Source organism: Rhodococcus sp. AW25M09 (assembly GCF_000333955.1).
In the GTDB taxonomy this organism is placed as follows: domain Bacteria; phylum Actinomycetota; class Actinomycetes; order Mycobacteriales; family Mycobacteriaceae; genus Rhodococcoides.
The window spans coordinates 1-14,670 of record NZ_CAPS01000144.1 but is presented as its reverse complement, the minus strand read 5'-3'; the positions used below and the strand labels follow the sequence as shown (position 1 = coordinate 14,670).

Here is a 14,670-nt window from a genome sequence, read left to right as displayed (position 1 = left end):
ATCTTTCGAGGAGCTTTTCAATGCCGGATTTGGCGACTGCGGTAACTGTTGTGGACGCGTGCGGAAGGGCGGGTGTCCCGTCCTTGCTGATCTCAGGTCCAGGTATGGGCAAATCGAGCCTGGTTCGAGCACTTGCTGCATCCGAAGGGGTGTTGTGCGAAACAGTCTTGGGGTCCTTGCGGGAGCCTGCCGACTTCGCAGGATTGCCGGTTGTCCGTGAGAGCGGTGTGAGGTTGGAGGCCCCGGATTGGGCGCGACGACTACATGCCGAGGGTGGGGGCTACCTCTTTCTGGACGAACTGACCACGAGCCCACCGGCCGTTCAGGCGGCAATGCTGGCAGTCGCACTGGATTTGAAGGTGGGTGATCTGCAATTACCGAAAGGAACGCGGGTCATCGCGGGCGCGAATCCGCCCGATTGCGCGGCAGGGGGGTACGAGTTGGAGGCCCCCTTGGCAAACCGCTTCTGCCACATCGAGTTCACGCCGTCTGTCGATGAATGGCTCGACGGCATGGCGACAGGATGGGCAAGCACCGCCTCGTCGCGTGCGGTGACCACCGACGAGCAGCGAGAGGCGTTGGTGCGCAGTTCCATCATCGGGTACATCCAGCGTGCACCCGAGGCGCTCGATGCGTTCCCGAAGGTCGGAGTGCAGACAGGGGGAGCATGGCCGTCTCGGCGCACCTGGTCGATGCTCGCGAAGGTGTTGCCGCATCTTCGTGACGACGACAATGCCGCGACCAACGCGGTGGTGTTCGGTCTGATCGGAGACGGCACCGGTGTCGAGTTCCTCGAATGGCGTCGCAATGCCGACCTCCCTGACCCCGTAGCCGTGATCGAAAACCCCGAGACAGCGTTCGACTGGCGCTCGCGCCCTGATCTGGTGTGGGCAGTGCTGTCCGGCGTGACGGCGTGGGCGGCCTCGCGCGGCACCGTCGAAGCGTGGCGCAACGCGTGGGGTCCGCTGATCGCCGCCGCCGAGGCAGGAGCGCCCGACGTAGCCGGGGCTGCGGCACGAACTCTGGCGAAAGCGCGACCCGCGAAGGCCTCCGTTCCGGCCAGCGCGCGCCGATTTGCGCCGATGCTGGTGGCAGCGGGCTTGGTCGAGGCAGCTGCATGAGCGGCGTGCGCGAGCTCGAACCGGCTGAAATGCGAGCGTTCCGACTCGCGCGGCTGGTGTCGGCCGAACACATGCCGTACTTCATGCGCGCTCTGTTCGCAGCGCAACCCGTGGCGGCACCGAGCCTGGGTACGTTCGCGGTCGACGCCCGGTGGCGGCTGTACCTGGACCCGGATCTGTTGGTCGGGCCTTGCGCGTGGCCGGTGCCGATGGTCGGTGCAGTGCTGCTGCACGAGGTCGGGCATCTGTTACGGGCACACGCCGACCGCGCCGCCGCTCTGGCGAAGCCCATCGATCACCTGGTGTGGAACTTCGCGGCCGACGCCGAAATCAACGACGACCTGTTGGCTGCGGGAGTCGGCCTGCCCGAAGGGGTGATCACCCCTCAATCATTCGGCTGCCTTTCCGGAGACACAGCCGAGCAGTACTACGACTACCTGCGTGACCCGCTTGCGCATCAGACTGTCACCGAACTCGCTGGCGCTGAGGGCGATCCGGGATGCGGATCAGGATCGGGGTGCCCTGCGGTCCCCGGCGAACTCATCGGCTCGGGAGAAGTGATCACGGAGGGGCTGGACAATGCGGAAGCGGACCTGGTGCGCCGATCCGTCGCGCAGGCAGTTCGCGAAGCATCTGGTACCGGTAGGGGTAGTGCCCCGGCGGGACTGGTCCGGTGGGCAGCTGACGTTCTCGCCCCGCCCACGGTAGCGTGGGATCGGCTGCTACGGGCCGTAATTCGGCGTGCGTTGGCAGAGCAGGCGGGTAGGACGAACTATTCTTACTCCCGTCCCTCCCGCCGTCGCATTCCCGGAATCGTCGCCCCGGCTATGCGTGGGCCGTCGATCACGGTCTCGCTCGTCATCGACACGTCCGGGTCGATGACGAGCGCGGACCTCGATGCCGCGATGGGCGAAGTGGCGGGAGTTCTCAAAGCTGGTGGCATCGCACGCGACCGGGTTCGGATTCTGGCGTGTGACGCCAAATCCACTACGGCACAACACGTACGATCGGTCGCTGATGTGACGTTGGTCGGTGGTGGCGGAACCGATATGAGGGTGGGAATCGCCGCCGCCAACGCTGCGCGCCCTGCACCCCACGTCGTCGTGGTGCTGACCGATGGCGATACACCCTGGCCCGACCGGCCCACGAGGTCGCACCTGGTGTGCGCAATCATCGGCGGCGTCCAGGGCAGGGGCGGCACACCGGCATGGGCATCGACGGTGCACGTGCCAGTCGGATCGGGGGCCACGCGATGAACGAAACCGGACCCGGGGAACTGCTCAAGTACGCAGACAGGGTGCTCACCGGCACTGGAATCGCAGCCGCCGATATCCGCGCTGTCGTCGCCAGCGCAGCGGCCGATGCAGCCACAACGGCGTTGCGCGCAGGGTGGAATTGCGCAAGCAACGCCGCGATCCTCGTCGACGGTGACGCGCGATGAGCGTGGAGTGGTTCGACCTCGCGCAACGCCTCTACGCCGCCGAGAAGATGCAACCGGTCCCTCGGCTCGCCCACGCCACCTTCAAGCCGTCCACGACCGCCGTGGCCGTGCGTGCGGCCACACGAGGAACAACTGCGCTCGTCTCCGTCGCACGAGATGGACGCACCGAAGAATCCGCGCACGACACCGAGGCTCTGGCCCTGCTCGCTCGCAACGGCGCAACCACAATGGGTACGGCCGAACCGGCCATGCTGCTCACCGATGACGCCGGGACGATACCGAGCCTGCTGGCCCTGGCGCGTGCGCACGCCCACCACCCTGATCCGGACATAGCGGGGGCTGCCGCAATGATCGGATGGTGGGCCGATCGAGCCGACCATCCCGGAACGTCGGCGGTGATCGATCTGGTTGCTGCGTCGTCCTCGCATCTGGTCCTCGGCACTGCGCCCGACGCCGAGCGAGCGGCCCGAACATGGCGGTACTGGCTCGGCATTACCGACGAGAGTGTCGCAGGCCTGCATGAGTGGGCAGCGTGCATCGCAACGGGACCGCTGTTGCCGCTTCTCGATTCGATACACGACGATGACCGATACTCCTGGGATCGGACATTGTCGGCTGCGACTGCGGGCCACGACTGGTCACGGCCGGACAACTCGGCTAGTGCAGCCATGGGACTGCGGACCCGATGCGATGCCGCCGACCTCAAAGCCGCTGCGTTGCTGAGTGATCCATTGTGGCGAGTACGTGCGCTGCATACAGGACGCGTGGCCCAGGGCATCGCATCGGTGGCGGCACCGCCGACAGGTTCACGCCGCCGCAACGTGTCGGTGTCGGTGACCTGCGACCGGCTGGACTCGAGGATGCGGGTTGATTCGGCAGTTACGGGATGGGTCGGATCACCGCTCGATCAACCCTTCGAGCGCTTCTCTGCCGACGTCACGTCCGCACAGGTGGTCAACGGCAAACTGACGCTCGGTCTCGGCTCGGTCGGAGCGCACGCACCGAACGACGGAGACCAGGTGACCCTGATGCCCCAACCGCCTTCACCGGCGACGATGCGAGCAGGACGGGCGAGGTACTGGAATCTGTACCGCGCTCGCCGTTCCTGGCTTTCGACCGGACAAGCCCCGAGCGCCGTGCGCCGCGAAGTCCCGCTCGATGTCCTGATAGCGGGTGCAGAGGATGCCCGTGATCACTAGGGGATCAAAAATGTTCACTGACAACACATTAGAAGAAGAACGGCACAACAATGCGTTTCGTCGCACCCCAAACGGACACCCCGAAATCCGACGCAACACCTTTCAGGGGAACCGAACCGTCGTCGCCCGCCCAATGGCCCGGATCGCAGATCATGGCCGACCCGATCACTGCACGCGTGCTGTTCTCCGTGTGGTCCGGAGACCCCGCCGTCGTCGTCCCGTCACCACCGGGCGCAGGAAAGACTCGACTGGTCGCGTTGCTCGCCGCCGCCTTGGCCCATCGCGCAGACCTCCGGGTGGGTATCGCGGCGCAAACCCGAGAACAAGCCGTGGAAATCGCACGTCGGCTCGGCGCGCTGACAGATCGAGCAGCGTTGATCTGGAAGGCGAAAGCACCCCTCCCCGACAGTGGAAACACTCCCGTAGTGACAGGACGAAAATCGCGGTGGCCGAATGACACTGGCGCAATTCTCATCGGTACCACGGCGCGGTGGCTCTTCTCGGACCCGGACCGAATCGGTGCCGATGTGCTGATCGTGGACGAAGCATGGCAATGCACCTACGCCGATCTGGGGGCGCTCGGCGCGATGGCTCGACAGGTCGTCTGCGTCGGAGACCCCGGACAGATCGATCCGGTGGTCACCGGAGACGTATCGCGGTGGTCGGACAGCGAGACCGCACCGAACCTGCCTGCCCCCCTCGCTCTGCAAGCAGCTCACGGCGACTCGGTCGGCGTGGTCCGTCTGCAACACACCTGGCGTCTCGGCGCGAGGACAACGGCCCTCATTCAACCGCTGTTCTACCCCGGCCTGCCTTTCACTTCCCGTCGCCCACCGGAGCATCTGACCGAGTCCAGCGGCCCCGACCTGCCCGAACTCGCACATCGGCCAGTGCGGGTCATCGGAGGCCCAACCGACCCAGTCCTGGCCACACAGTGCGCCCAGCGCACGCGAGAACTGCTGGACGCCGATGTGACCACACCGGACGGACAGCGGGCCATGACAGCGGCGGACCTGGCTGTCGTCGTCCCTCATGTCACGCAGGCTGCCGCTGTCCGGGCCTTGCTCTCGGATCACCCCGACGTACTGGTCGGCACCGCAAACTCTCTGCAAGGCCTCGAACGCGCCGCCGTTGTCGTGTTGCACCCACTTGCCGGGTACCGGACAGCCGAGCCGTTCAATCTCGACCCCGGCAGAGCGTGCGTGATGCTCACCCGCCACCGAGCCCACATGACCGTGGTCATCGATGACGCCACCGCCCACGTCCTCGACCACGCCGAACCATCCCCGGCTCACGCCACCCACACCGGCCTGATGGCCGCCCTGCACTGCACGACCATCGTGTAGCGATCCCCCAAAAAGAAAGGCACACAACATGTCCGACACAAATATCGAGTACAGGGCCGAGCGACTACCTGGCATCGAGACGCCGAAAGAACTCCACGCATCGGTCGAGGGACGCGAGCGTCCGCGCATCGGCTACACCCTCGATACCCAAAGCCGGGACAACGGTGTCCGAGCGGCCAACGCTGCCGAAGGGCTGATCGCATACGCCAGACCGATCGGCCTCGAAACCGAGGAACTGACAACGGTGTTCGGAGACTTCCTGAGCGACCTGCGGCACCTTGCCGACGCCGTCGGCGTCGACTGGGACGCCGTGGACGAACGCGGTCAAGACCACTACCGCTGCGAGCTGTACGGGACCGAGTAGGGGACGCCCTGGGGGAGAGGAGTGAACGGCGTTCGATTGCGCCGGGTCGCTGCTCGCCCCAGGCCCGTCCCCGGCACTGGGTGCGCCGGGGACGTTTTCGCTGCTGAGCCCTAGCAAACTCCGGGTCCGGTGGGTAGTGTCCTGGCGTATCGGCTTGGTGGGTGGTTCCACAAAAGCCGCGGCGTCGACCATTTCGTTGTTGTCGCCGTTTTCACCAGATGAGCGGACTGACCATCCGACTTCCGAGAAGAGCAGAGGTGTGTCGAATATGAGAGTCCTCGTCCGGATCGACGGTAGGAATCATGGACCTGCGAGCAGTTCGGGTTCGCCGCGATACTGCGCGCTGGCCGTAACGCGTGGTGCGGCGGGAGTGTTGGCGGTTTTTGCTGCATTTGCCGGATTGGCCTGGGCTGCACTGCTACGCCGGACCGACCATGCCGCCATCGACGGAGATCCGCGCCGTGTAGCGATGGTGTTCGCCGCTTCTTGCTCGGCGTGTGCTGTAGCAACTGGGATCGAGTGGCTGCTTCGACGGCGCAGTGGCGCAATGGATGCCAAGCCCGTTCAGAGGGCACGGCCGGCGAGAGAGGATGTTTCCCGCCGGCACCGAATCGTGAGCTCTAACAGTCGGGCGGCAGGGGAGTTCGACAGACCGGAGCGTCTGGCCGGTGCGACATCGTGACGAGAGAGTTCGCCCCCGCACCGCGGATCGAGGTGATCGTCGTGCGCGATCCGGACGGACCTACCCACACGCAAGTCTTCGTCGACGGTGTTCCGGCAGCAGCGACGCAATTTCATATCGACGCAGGAAGGGGGTGGACGTGGGGCGACTGGGTCGAGACACGTGACTGCGATCTCGCGGTCATCTCATCCGGGGCGCGGGGAGCGCTCGAAGACGCCTACGACGATCCTCCTGGTGGCGACGCCGTCCGCGGCAGGATCGGTGACTGGCTGGACGGCACTGAAAGATCGGAAAGTGAAGTAGCAGAGTGAAATAGAGCCGCGTTGTTGGTCGCATAGCGGTACAGAGACCAGTCAGAAATTGATCGACAGACCGACCATCTGTCCCACAGAAACGGGAGTACCCATGAAATCTTCGAGCTCGACAACGCGGCCGCCGGCGGTCCGCCTCTCACCGCATGCACAACCTGCCGGCAGTACCGGCTGCAACCCGAACAGCAGGGCATACCGGGCCATCGCCGGCGAAGTCCATCGCCGGATGCAACACGGTCTGTCCGAGACGTATTTCGCTACCACCCCGACCGCCACCGACCGCTTCCAGCCGACAGTTCCTGCCCATGAATTGACAGATCACGTCTTCGAGGTGGTCTTCGGCTCACAATGGCGGCAGGTCTTCGCGTTGGCGCGCACCCTCGACGTCGAGTCCGATCTTCTGGAGACGGCGCCGGAAACGGTCAGCGCCGCGTGGTGGTGCGCACCCCGCTGGCGGATGGCGACGCACGCTGCCCACACAGCGGCCTGCGGCGACAATCGGCGTCACGAACTCACAGCGACGATGAATCTGCTCGGCGTCCTCGGCCGCGGGGCTGCCAGAGTCGCTGCCCGCGATGTCGGCCGAGGCTTGGTCGCACGAGATCTGATCGGTTCCGATTTCACGCAAGAGCACTACGACTACCTGACCGGGCCGTGGCGTCGCAACGTCGGCCCGGTCCATCCCGGCGACCGGCCACTAGACCAGTACCCGACGGCCCCGAACTCGCAACGCTTGTGACACCCGGTCGCATATCGCCCGCACGGTGCGGCCACAGGAGCACTCTCCTGGGTTGCGATTCAGTGGCCAGCTGTCACAGACCTCACCGCCACGCTATCTACCCCGTACAGGACTGCGTTTGCCACCGCGCCCACTACGAAAGGACTCCCTGATGGACCCACAATCTGGTCGACAGTGCGCCATCCACGACGTAGAGCGCCACCTCGCGGCCGAAGATGCCCGCCGTGAGGCTCGCACTGTTGCGCTCGCGTGTGTCGGCTACGTCGTCGGCATGCTCGCGATCTTCAACGGGGCTCTGCCGATCGTGAAGGACCTGGTCACCGTCAGCTTGGTCGTCTCCCTGGCCGGCACGTTGCTCGCTGCCTTCTCGGCGCTGACCCTGGCACTACTGCATCGGTGGCCAGATCACTCGGACGGTAATCGGCGCGGAAGCTGCGGGCACGCAGCCTTGCCGGCGGAGGCGGTTCGATGAGCGCGCGCAGACGACTCCGCATCGCGGTGCCCATCGTGATGGCCCTACTCGCGGTCGGGACCTACACGTTCGGAACGCACGCCGATCCGCTCTCACGACCAGCGGTGGTCCAGACCGCTGACAGAACTGCGGCGAGCACGCCTGTACCCATCGCGCAGCTCCTCGCTCAGCTCGAAACGGTGGACTCGCTCCCAGACGTCGATGGATACGACCGATCCTGCAAGAAGGGCTCAGGGTGCGTGTTCGGCCCGGCGTGGACCGACGACTCTTCCGCCCCTGGATCGCACAACGGCTGTGACACTCGAAACGACGTCCTGGCAACCCAACTGATCGACGTCGGGTTCAAGCCCGGAACCCGCGACTGCAAAGTCGCAGCAGGGATACTCCACGACCCCTACACAGGATCGACGATCGACGACCTCGGGAAGATTCAGATCGATCACGTGTACCCGTTGGCGAGGGCGTGGAACGCAGGGGCGTGGGCCTGGTCGATCGACCAGCGAACCGCCTTCGCCAACGACGTGGACGTCAACTTGCTCGCGGTGGACGGACGTACGAATCAGCAGAAGTCGGACAAAGGAATCGACACCTGGCTGCCACCCAACACGCCCTACCAATGCCGTTACGTCACTTCGTATCTCACCGTGGCCGCGAAATACGACCTCGACATCACCAGCGCCGATGCGCAAACAGCGTCGAGCGTCTGCAGCCGATGACCCAACGTTCGGAGGACGCCATGACCGAAACCGACCCCACCACCGACACAAACGCTGCCCCGCTCCACCCCAACCCATGGATCATCACGACCACACCTGATCGAAACAGCTACACGATCGAATTGCCCAGCAGGGGTATCTCATTCGAGATAGACGCCGACCTACGATTCCAGCTCCTCGACGCCCTCCACGACCCGGAAGAGCGATGATGGGCGACGCCACGGCCATCGAATGGACCGACGCAACCTGGAACCCGGTCACCGGCTGCACCGCAGTCTCGTCGGGATGTGATCACTGCTACGCCCAAACCCTCGCTGAGCGGTTCCGCGGCACACCGGGGCACTACTTCGAGCACGGATTCGACGTCGAGATGCGCCCCGGCAAGCTCGACCAGCCGCTGCGATGGAGCCGACCACGCCGGATCTTCGTGAATTCGATGAGCGACCTCTTCCACCCTGCAATCCCGGACGACTACATCGCCAGGGTGTTCGCGGTGATCGCGCTCGCCCGCCAGCACACCTTTCAGTTGCTCACCAAGAGACCCGCTCGGATGCGGTCTTTGCTCCAGTCCGATGCCTTCCGCCGCGCCGTCGACGACGCCATCGCAGGTGTCGTCGCAGCCTTCCGCCCCGCCGATGTCTGGTACCAGAGCTGGCCCCTGCCGAACCTGTGGATCGGCGTCTCGGCCGAAGACCAGAAGACTGCAGACCTGCGAGTATGGGCGCTGCTGGACACGCCTGCAGCTCTTCGGTTCGTCTCTGCCGAACCGCTCCTCGGACCGATCGACTTCACGCGCCTACGACCCAGCAGAATCGGAGGAGCGCTGACTCGCGACGGGCTTCGTCCGGTCGAAGACTCGAAATGCGGCGGCGAGCTCGAACCAGCGCTCGACTGGGTGATCGTCGGCGGTGAGTCAGGCCGCGAGGCACGGCCGATGCATCCGCGATGGGTACGAGATATCCGGGACCAGTGCACCGCTGCCGATGTGCCCTTCCTGTTCAAGCAGTGGGGCGAGTGGGCACCAGCGGAGGTGATCGCCCGATTCCGCGACTACCACCACTTCGACGACGGCACCGAAGTTCGACGAGTCGGCCGTAAGGCCGCCGGCCGGATCCTCGACCGACGGGTGTGGGACAGCACGCCCGACGGAGCCGGCCGATGAAAGGATCGCTCGACATCACGGCATCGGACTTCTTCTGCGGTGCCGGCGGATCCACGACCGGCATGATCTCCATCCCCGGGGTGAGAGTATCGGCAGCATCGAACCACTGGGACAAAGCAATCGAGACGCACCAATACAACCACCAGCACACCGAGCACATCCTCGCGGACCTCTCTCAGATCACTCCGAAGCTGTTTCCTCGCACGACAATCGGATGGTTCAGCCCCGAATGCACCTGGCACTCCAATGCACGCGGGGCCAAGCGCCTCGCCGCGCAGATCTCGTTGCTGTCCGACGACCTACCGTCCGAGGCCGCCGAGCGATCGAGGGCGACGATGTGGGACGTCGTTCGGTTCACCGAGTATCACCGATACGAATTGGTCTTCGTCGAGAACGTCGTCGAGATCTACTCATGGCCTCTCTACAGGCCATGGATCGCGGCGATGCGCGCCCTCGGTTACGAACATCGCCTCATTTGCCTGAATTCGATGCACTCATGGACTTTCGGGACACCAGCGCCGCAGTCCCGCGATCGCGTCTACGTGTGCTTCTGGAAGGCCGGCAACCGGGCACCTGACTTCGAGACCGCGGTCCGTCCGCCGGCAACCTGCTCTCGCTGCGGGCCCGTGCGTGCGTTGCAAGCCTGGAAGAACCCAGCGGTGGCCGTGGGCAAGTACCGCAGCCAGTACTCCTACCGGTGCCCCGCACGTGCGTGTGCCGATACCGTGCTCGAGCCCGACTGGCTGCCCGCCTCGACCATCATCGACTGGACCAAGACCGGCCAGCGAATCGGGGACCGCACTCGTCCACTGAAGCCGAAAACGATCGCACGAATCCAGGCCGGCATCGACCGGTACTGGGCAGCTCCGCATGCCGAGGACGCGAGAGAATCCGCGGGCACGCTGTTCGAGTATCGGCAGGCAAGCCCACGGCCGTCTGAGGGGCGGGCCCCGGCGTTCGTGTCGGTGCTGCGGGGCCAGTCGAAGAATCATCGAACCTCGGAGGCGCTCTCGACCGTATCCGCGGGCGGCCGCCATCATGCGGTGATCACCCCGTTCATCGCAGAGCTACGAGGTGGAGGTTCGACTGCGCGATCGGTCAGCGACGCTCTCTGCACCGTGACGGCATCGGGTAACCACCATGGCTTGGTCGTTCCCGCGGCCACTCACCACCGGAAGACCACACGGCGTTCGTTTGCTGTCGAAGACCTGTGCTTCAGAATGCTCGACGTACCGGAGCTCCAATGCGCAATGGGATTCGCGTCGACCTACGTGCTATGCGGTGGAACGAAGCAACGCAACGTGCGGATGTGCGGCAATGCGGTCACCCCACCAACCTCCCGAGACCTTGTCGGAGTCGGAGTGCAGAGCTTGCTCAGTTGAACGGCCACCAAGTGCCCGATCCACCTCGAGCAGTTGACCGCAGCCTGCTGACACGCGCGAAAGGGCCCCACCAGATGGTGGGGCCCTCTCGACGTGCTCTCTCGATACGCTTGGCTCTTGCCTAGCAGCGCGGAACCTGCGGCTGGATGTCCACTCGGACCGTGGGCACCCACCCTTCGTTCCATGACCGGCCGGTCCAGGCCCTCACCTTGAACCATTTCTGCCAGTACGAATCCGTCCAGCACCACACCTGGATCCACCCTGCACCGACTGCTTGAGCTCCGCGGCTGCACACCGACGGGTTCGTACAGCCGTAGAGGCTTGTGCCTGGAGTATGGCCCCAGTCTCCGCTCTTCGCCGATGCGGTCGGCGCGGTGAGCCCCACCATGGCCGCAACGATCATCAGGGTGAGGCCAGCGGTCACGGCCAGTCGGCGCAGACGTGCCGGAAAATTGGGCTTTCCAGCAACCGCCCGTTCTGCATCAGTTTGGTTCGGGACGTGTTTCTCGGAAGGTGTGATCCGGTCCGCGGGCAGGATGTCGATGGACATTGCGTTCCTCCTGGTGAAAGGCTGTTTTGAACCTTGCATCGGAAACGTAGCTCAGGATCGACGGTGCTGTACATACGCCTCGGCAGAATCGACACACATTGATTGTCGATATCCACGTGGATGTCAACGGTTACAGTTCGATGACGCACAGTTACGGGAAGAGGCGGTGTTCGATGTCGGATGGTGGCAACAAAGCGGATGTAGCGCGACAGCGGGCCGCGAAGACACGTATGCAGAACAGCAGGAAGCTAATCCTGAGCGTGGCCGAGCGTCTCGAGAGCTCCGGGGTGGACCTCGGGACCATGACCATGAAAGCTTTCGCGGAAGAGGCGCAGGTCGCACCGAACACGGTGACACGCCAATTTCGGACGGTGAACGACGTCGTAGCTGCTCTCGTGAAGCAGCGAGACGATGTCGGTGCCCAAGTTTCTCCTCGTCTACGAGCGCAGACCGAGCGGCAAACCGTCAACGACAACCGCGAGTTCGTCCAGGATCAGCTGCGTCTTCTGCGAGCCCTCGGCGAGTCGAGTGTCGAAGACGCGGTCGGTCGCATGCGACAGATGTACGCGGAGACGGTTCGCACGCATCCGGACGAGCATCATCTGCTGGCGGCGCAGTGCTGTCACCTCTCGTACAGTCTGCTCATGCTGCCGCCTTCGGCCGCGGCCGTCAGTGAGGCGCAAGAGGTCGCCGAAACCGGTACGGAGCACATCGAAGCCGATAAAGGACGCCACTATGCTCTCGGTGGGCAGCTGGCGAGAAACGCAGCGGCCGCTGCCCAACGTGCAGCTCAAATCGCCTGCAGTACAGTCGAAGATGATTTGCACGATGAAGTGGCGATACTGCGTGCGAAACTGGCCGTGACGAGGAACCTCACGGCGGTTGCGACGAACAAGGCAAAAGAGCGACGATTCCAGATCAAACTGAATCAGCCGCTCAACGCCGCTGTGGCCGAGTTTCACAGGGCTCGAGCGAGTGCCTTGGTCAACGAAGATGCCGCAGCAGAGGCAAATTCAATCGTGACGCTTGCCCTGGAGTTGGAGCAATACGCGCGCGATGGCGGCACACTCCCGCCCAGAGTCCTCGTGCCGCTCCTGACGAGAATGTGTGGTGTGCAGGTCGCATACGATCAAGATCCCCACGTCGAGTACGACCGTTCGGAGTTCCGGCGGCTGAGGGAGCTTCTCTTAGAATCGTTGGTGGCGCAACGGAAGTCCAATGCAGAGACTTCCGGAAGGGCCCTAGCCACGATGTTCGCTCTGGCCGATCGGCAGCGCGGTGCCATCGACTTCGACCACGATGTGCACCTCCCGGACCTCATCCTGCTCGGCGGATACGGCGTGGTCGGTCAGCTACTTATAGCTGATTTTCTGTACGACCTGGCCAAAGTCAGAGAGGCGCAGCAAGGTTCGCTCCCGTCTGGTGTTTCGGACTCGGTGTCGAAACCCTTGTACGAAATCAACCCTTACCACTTGTTATCTGCTGCGCAGATGTACTACTTGGAAGCACCGAAGAACACTCTCGTAGTCGGCTCCGCCGCAGTGCTAGCCGCTCGCGCGAGGACGGAGCTCGAGGAGGGATTCAACGATGTGGAGGTTGAGGATGCAAAGCCCTGGGCCGTCCTGCGGAACGGTGACCTGAATGCACAAATGGTCAACAGGTTGTCCCTGGAGGTTGCCATCGGTAAACGACCATCAGTCAATGAAGCACGCGCGATGCTACGTGAATTGCAGCCACTGATGTTGACCCTGCGAACCATCGCAGGGGAGGAAATGAAGCCTGACGAGAACGGTGCGTTCGAGACGATCGCAACCGCCGGATTGCGCTTCTACTAATCAATTATGCTGTGAGACAGTACGTTCTACGCCAGTACTGTAGATGGACGGCCGCGTTAGATGGTTGCGATCAGGTCATCGCGGAGCACCCCGGACGCCGAGGTGAGCTGCTGCGCTGCCTGAGCTAGAGCTCCGAGACCAACCGAGCTTGTTACCTTCAAACAGGGTATTCAGTCATGGTCATCTCAGCGAAGGGAAGCCGTATCTACTGCCGCTTTAGCAGGGCAATTGCGAGAGCTGGACCGGTAGCGGTCGTCACCCTTCTGCGGTTGGTCGACTCACTTCTTCGCCGCTGTCGTTGTCTCGTTGAACAGTTTTCAAGCTGAGCGTGTGTGGTCGAGTAGTGGTTCGGATTTGGTAGAGGGCCCAGGCGTACTGCGCTGAGCGCCGGGCGATTCGAAGGGTCGATAGAAACAGGTCCGAATTCGGGACACGTCCACTGAGGGTTCCATGTGCATAGAGTGTGGAGCTCTCTACTTCGGTGGTTACGGTGTTCAACGCCCATGTTTTGGCGTGGCTGACTCCGGAGCAGAGTTGCCAGGCGGTGAGGAGTGATTCTGGGTGGCCAGGGAGGTCGTCAATTGCCTTGATCAGCTTTTCGTATCCACCGGGGTTTCCCCTTCTCGGATCGATCTGCAGCCTGGTGGCAACATCATTCACCCACTGCTGTCGTTCTTGATGTTCACCGTTGTCGTCGAGTGGTGTGCCGTCGAACGCCCTCGATGAATATCGCCAAGATTCTTGGTGTTGGTAGATCAACCTGGCGAGTCGTGTATCAGTGTCTTCCGCGCTCAGAAGCCAGACTGTGGCACCAGCCGACTCGTATGCGGCGCGTAGAAGTGCAAATTGTGGGTAGAACCAGCTCCAGTTGAGCATCAAGGCTCCCGCCGCCTCGATGCATTCGCAGGCATGGACCAGACCACGCTGGGCAACTGATGTCGCCCAGATCTCGGGAAATCGGGCTTCGTCAGCGGCAAGGTCGCTGTGTGCGTCAGCCCGATGGCCAGCTTTCTCTTCCACTGCGTCGTGGATGCTCTGCACATGGGTCAGTTCCGTCTGAATCGCATGGTCGAAAATTGCATCATTCACGTAACGCACGTTATGCGCCCTATCGGGAACTAAGCAGAAGCGTCGCCGACTAGGTCAAATTCGGCGTCCAGGATCTGATCGAGGTGATCTCCGTCGGCATCACGCATTTGCGCGACCCACTCGCGGTACTGCTCGAAGTGGGGACGGTCGTCGCCGCACCTTCGCTCGAATCGCATGATGTACGCGGCTCGTCGTTGTTCATGAGTTGGAGTTTGGCGTAACCCCTTCGGATCGCCATCGAGAGCGGCCGTGGTCTGAGAA

Annotated in this window: 17 protein-coding genes; 14 read left to right on the top strand and 3 right to left on the bottom strand. The window is 63.5% G+C overall.

Annotated elements, in window-relative coordinates; translation table 11 throughout:
• The first annotated feature begins 20 nt into the window (after positions 1–20).
• The 13 genes from RHODMAR_RS25365 to RHODMAR_RS25305 all read left to right on the top strand — a co-directional run bounded on the left by RHODMAR_RS25365 (position 21) and on the right by RHODMAR_RS25305 (position 10,935).
• Complete coding sequence (locus tag RHODMAR_RS25365) at positions 21–1,121, top strand: ATP-binding protein (RefSeq protein WP_042940326.1); 1,101 nt, start codon at positions 21–23, stop codon at positions 1,119–1,121.
• Positions 1,118–2,377, top strand: coding sequence for a vWA domain-containing protein (locus RHODMAR_RS25360; protein ID WP_008720538.1), 1,260 nt, complete (start codon positions 1,118–1,120; stop codon positions 2,375–2,377). Before RHODMAR_RS25365 ends, RHODMAR_RS25360 begins: the two co-directional genes overlap by 4 nt.
• Positions 2,374–2,562: a hypothetical protein gene (locus RHODMAR_RS25355; RefSeq protein WP_008720536.1), complete on the top strand. Its 189-nt coding sequence runs from the start codon at positions 2,374–2,376 to the stop codon at positions 2,560–2,562. Before RHODMAR_RS25360 ends, RHODMAR_RS25355 begins: the two co-directional genes overlap by 4 nt.
• A complete protein-coding gene (locus tag RHODMAR_RS25350) occupies positions 2,559–3,761 on the top strand; it encodes a hypothetical protein (protein WP_008720535.1) in 1,203 nt (400 codons plus the stop codon). The genes RHODMAR_RS25355 and RHODMAR_RS25350 overlap by 4 nt, the downstream gene beginning before the upstream one ends.
• A gap of 50 nt (positions 3,762–3,811) precedes the next feature.
• Positions 3,812–5,107: an AAA family ATPase gene (locus tag RHODMAR_RS25345; RefSeq protein WP_008720533.1), complete on the top strand. Its 1,296-nt coding sequence runs from the start codon at positions 3,812–3,814 to the stop codon at positions 5,105–5,107.
• Between the two features lie 28 nt (positions 5,108–5,135).
• Positions 5,136–5,471 carry a hypothetical protein gene (locus RHODMAR_RS25340; protein ID WP_008720531.1) on the top strand — a complete coding sequence of 112 codons (336 nt, stop codon included), beginning with the start codon at positions 5,136–5,138 and terminating at the stop codon, positions 5,469–5,471.
• Between the two features lie 678 nt (positions 5,472–6,149).
• Positions 6,150–6,464, top strand: coding sequence for a hypothetical protein (locus RHODMAR_RS25335; protein ID WP_008720527.1), 315 nt, complete (start codon positions 6,150–6,152; stop codon positions 6,462–6,464).
• Between the two features lie 94 nt (positions 6,465–6,558).
• Positions 6,559–7,203, top strand: a complete 645-nt coding sequence (locus RHODMAR_RS25330) for a hypothetical protein (RefSeq protein WP_157226217.1) — start codon at positions 6,559–6,561, stop codon at positions 7,201–7,203.
• A 151-nt stretch (positions 7,204–7,354) separates the two neighbouring features.
• Positions 7,355–7,675, top strand: coding sequence for a hypothetical protein (locus RHODMAR_RS25325; RefSeq protein ID WP_008720524.1), 321 nt, complete (start codon positions 7,355–7,357; stop codon positions 7,673–7,675).
• Positions 7,672–8,391, top strand: a complete 720-nt coding sequence (locus tag RHODMAR_RS25320) for an HNH endonuclease family protein (RefSeq protein WP_008720522.1) — start codon at positions 7,672–7,674, stop codon at positions 8,389–8,391. Before RHODMAR_RS25325 ends, RHODMAR_RS25320 begins: the two co-directional genes overlap by 4 nt.
• Positions 8,392–8,411: 20 nt before the next feature.
• Positions 8,412–8,600 carry a hypothetical protein gene (locus RHODMAR_RS25315; protein WP_157226216.1) on the top strand — a complete coding sequence of 63 codons (189 nt, stop codon included), beginning with the start codon at positions 8,412–8,414 and terminating at the stop codon, positions 8,598–8,600.
• Positions 8,600–9,553 (top strand): DUF5131 family protein, encoded by a 954-nt coding sequence (locus RHODMAR_RS25310; protein WP_042940324.1) that lies wholly within the window; start codon positions 8,600–8,602, stop codon positions 9,551–9,553. The genes RHODMAR_RS25315 and RHODMAR_RS25310 overlap by 1 nt, the downstream gene beginning before the upstream one ends.
• Positions 9,550–10,935, top strand: coding sequence for a DNA cytosine methyltransferase (locus tag RHODMAR_RS25305; protein ID WP_008720518.1), 1,386 nt, complete (start codon positions 9,550–9,552; stop codon positions 10,933–10,935). Before RHODMAR_RS25310 ends, RHODMAR_RS25305 begins: the two co-directional genes overlap by 4 nt.
• A 121-nt stretch (positions 10,936–11,056) precedes the next feature.
• On the opposite strand, the gene RHODMAR_RS25300 is transcribed toward RHODMAR_RS25305, so the two are convergent.
• Entirely contained in the window at positions 11,057–11,485 is a 429-nt protein-coding gene (locus RHODMAR_RS25300) for a hypothetical protein (protein WP_008720517.1), read from the bottom strand.
• 395 nt (positions 11,486–11,880) lie between these two features.
• Between RHODMAR_RS25300 and RHODMAR_RS25295 the strand changes: the two genes are divergently transcribed.
• The gene (locus RHODMAR_RS25295) at positions 11,881–13,320 is read left to right on the top strand and encodes a hypothetical protein (protein ID WP_157226215.1); all 1,440 of its coding nucleotides are present in this window, start codon (positions 11,881–11,883) and stop codon (positions 13,318–13,320) included.
• 255 nt (positions 13,321–13,575) lie between these two features.
• Here the strand turns inward: RHODMAR_RS25295 and RHODMAR_RS25290 are convergent, their stop codons facing one another.
• Both RHODMAR_RS25290 and RHODMAR_RS29295 read right to left on the bottom strand, forming a co-directional pair.
• A complete protein-coding gene (locus RHODMAR_RS25290) occupies positions 13,576–14,409 on the bottom strand; it encodes a hypothetical protein (RefSeq protein WP_157226214.1) in 834 nt (277 codons plus the stop codon).
• Between the two features lie 29 nt (positions 14,410–14,438).
• The coding region (locus tag RHODMAR_RS29295; protein WP_232433765.1) for a hypothetical protein at positions 14,439–14,670 on the bottom strand (232 nt) is incomplete at its 5' end.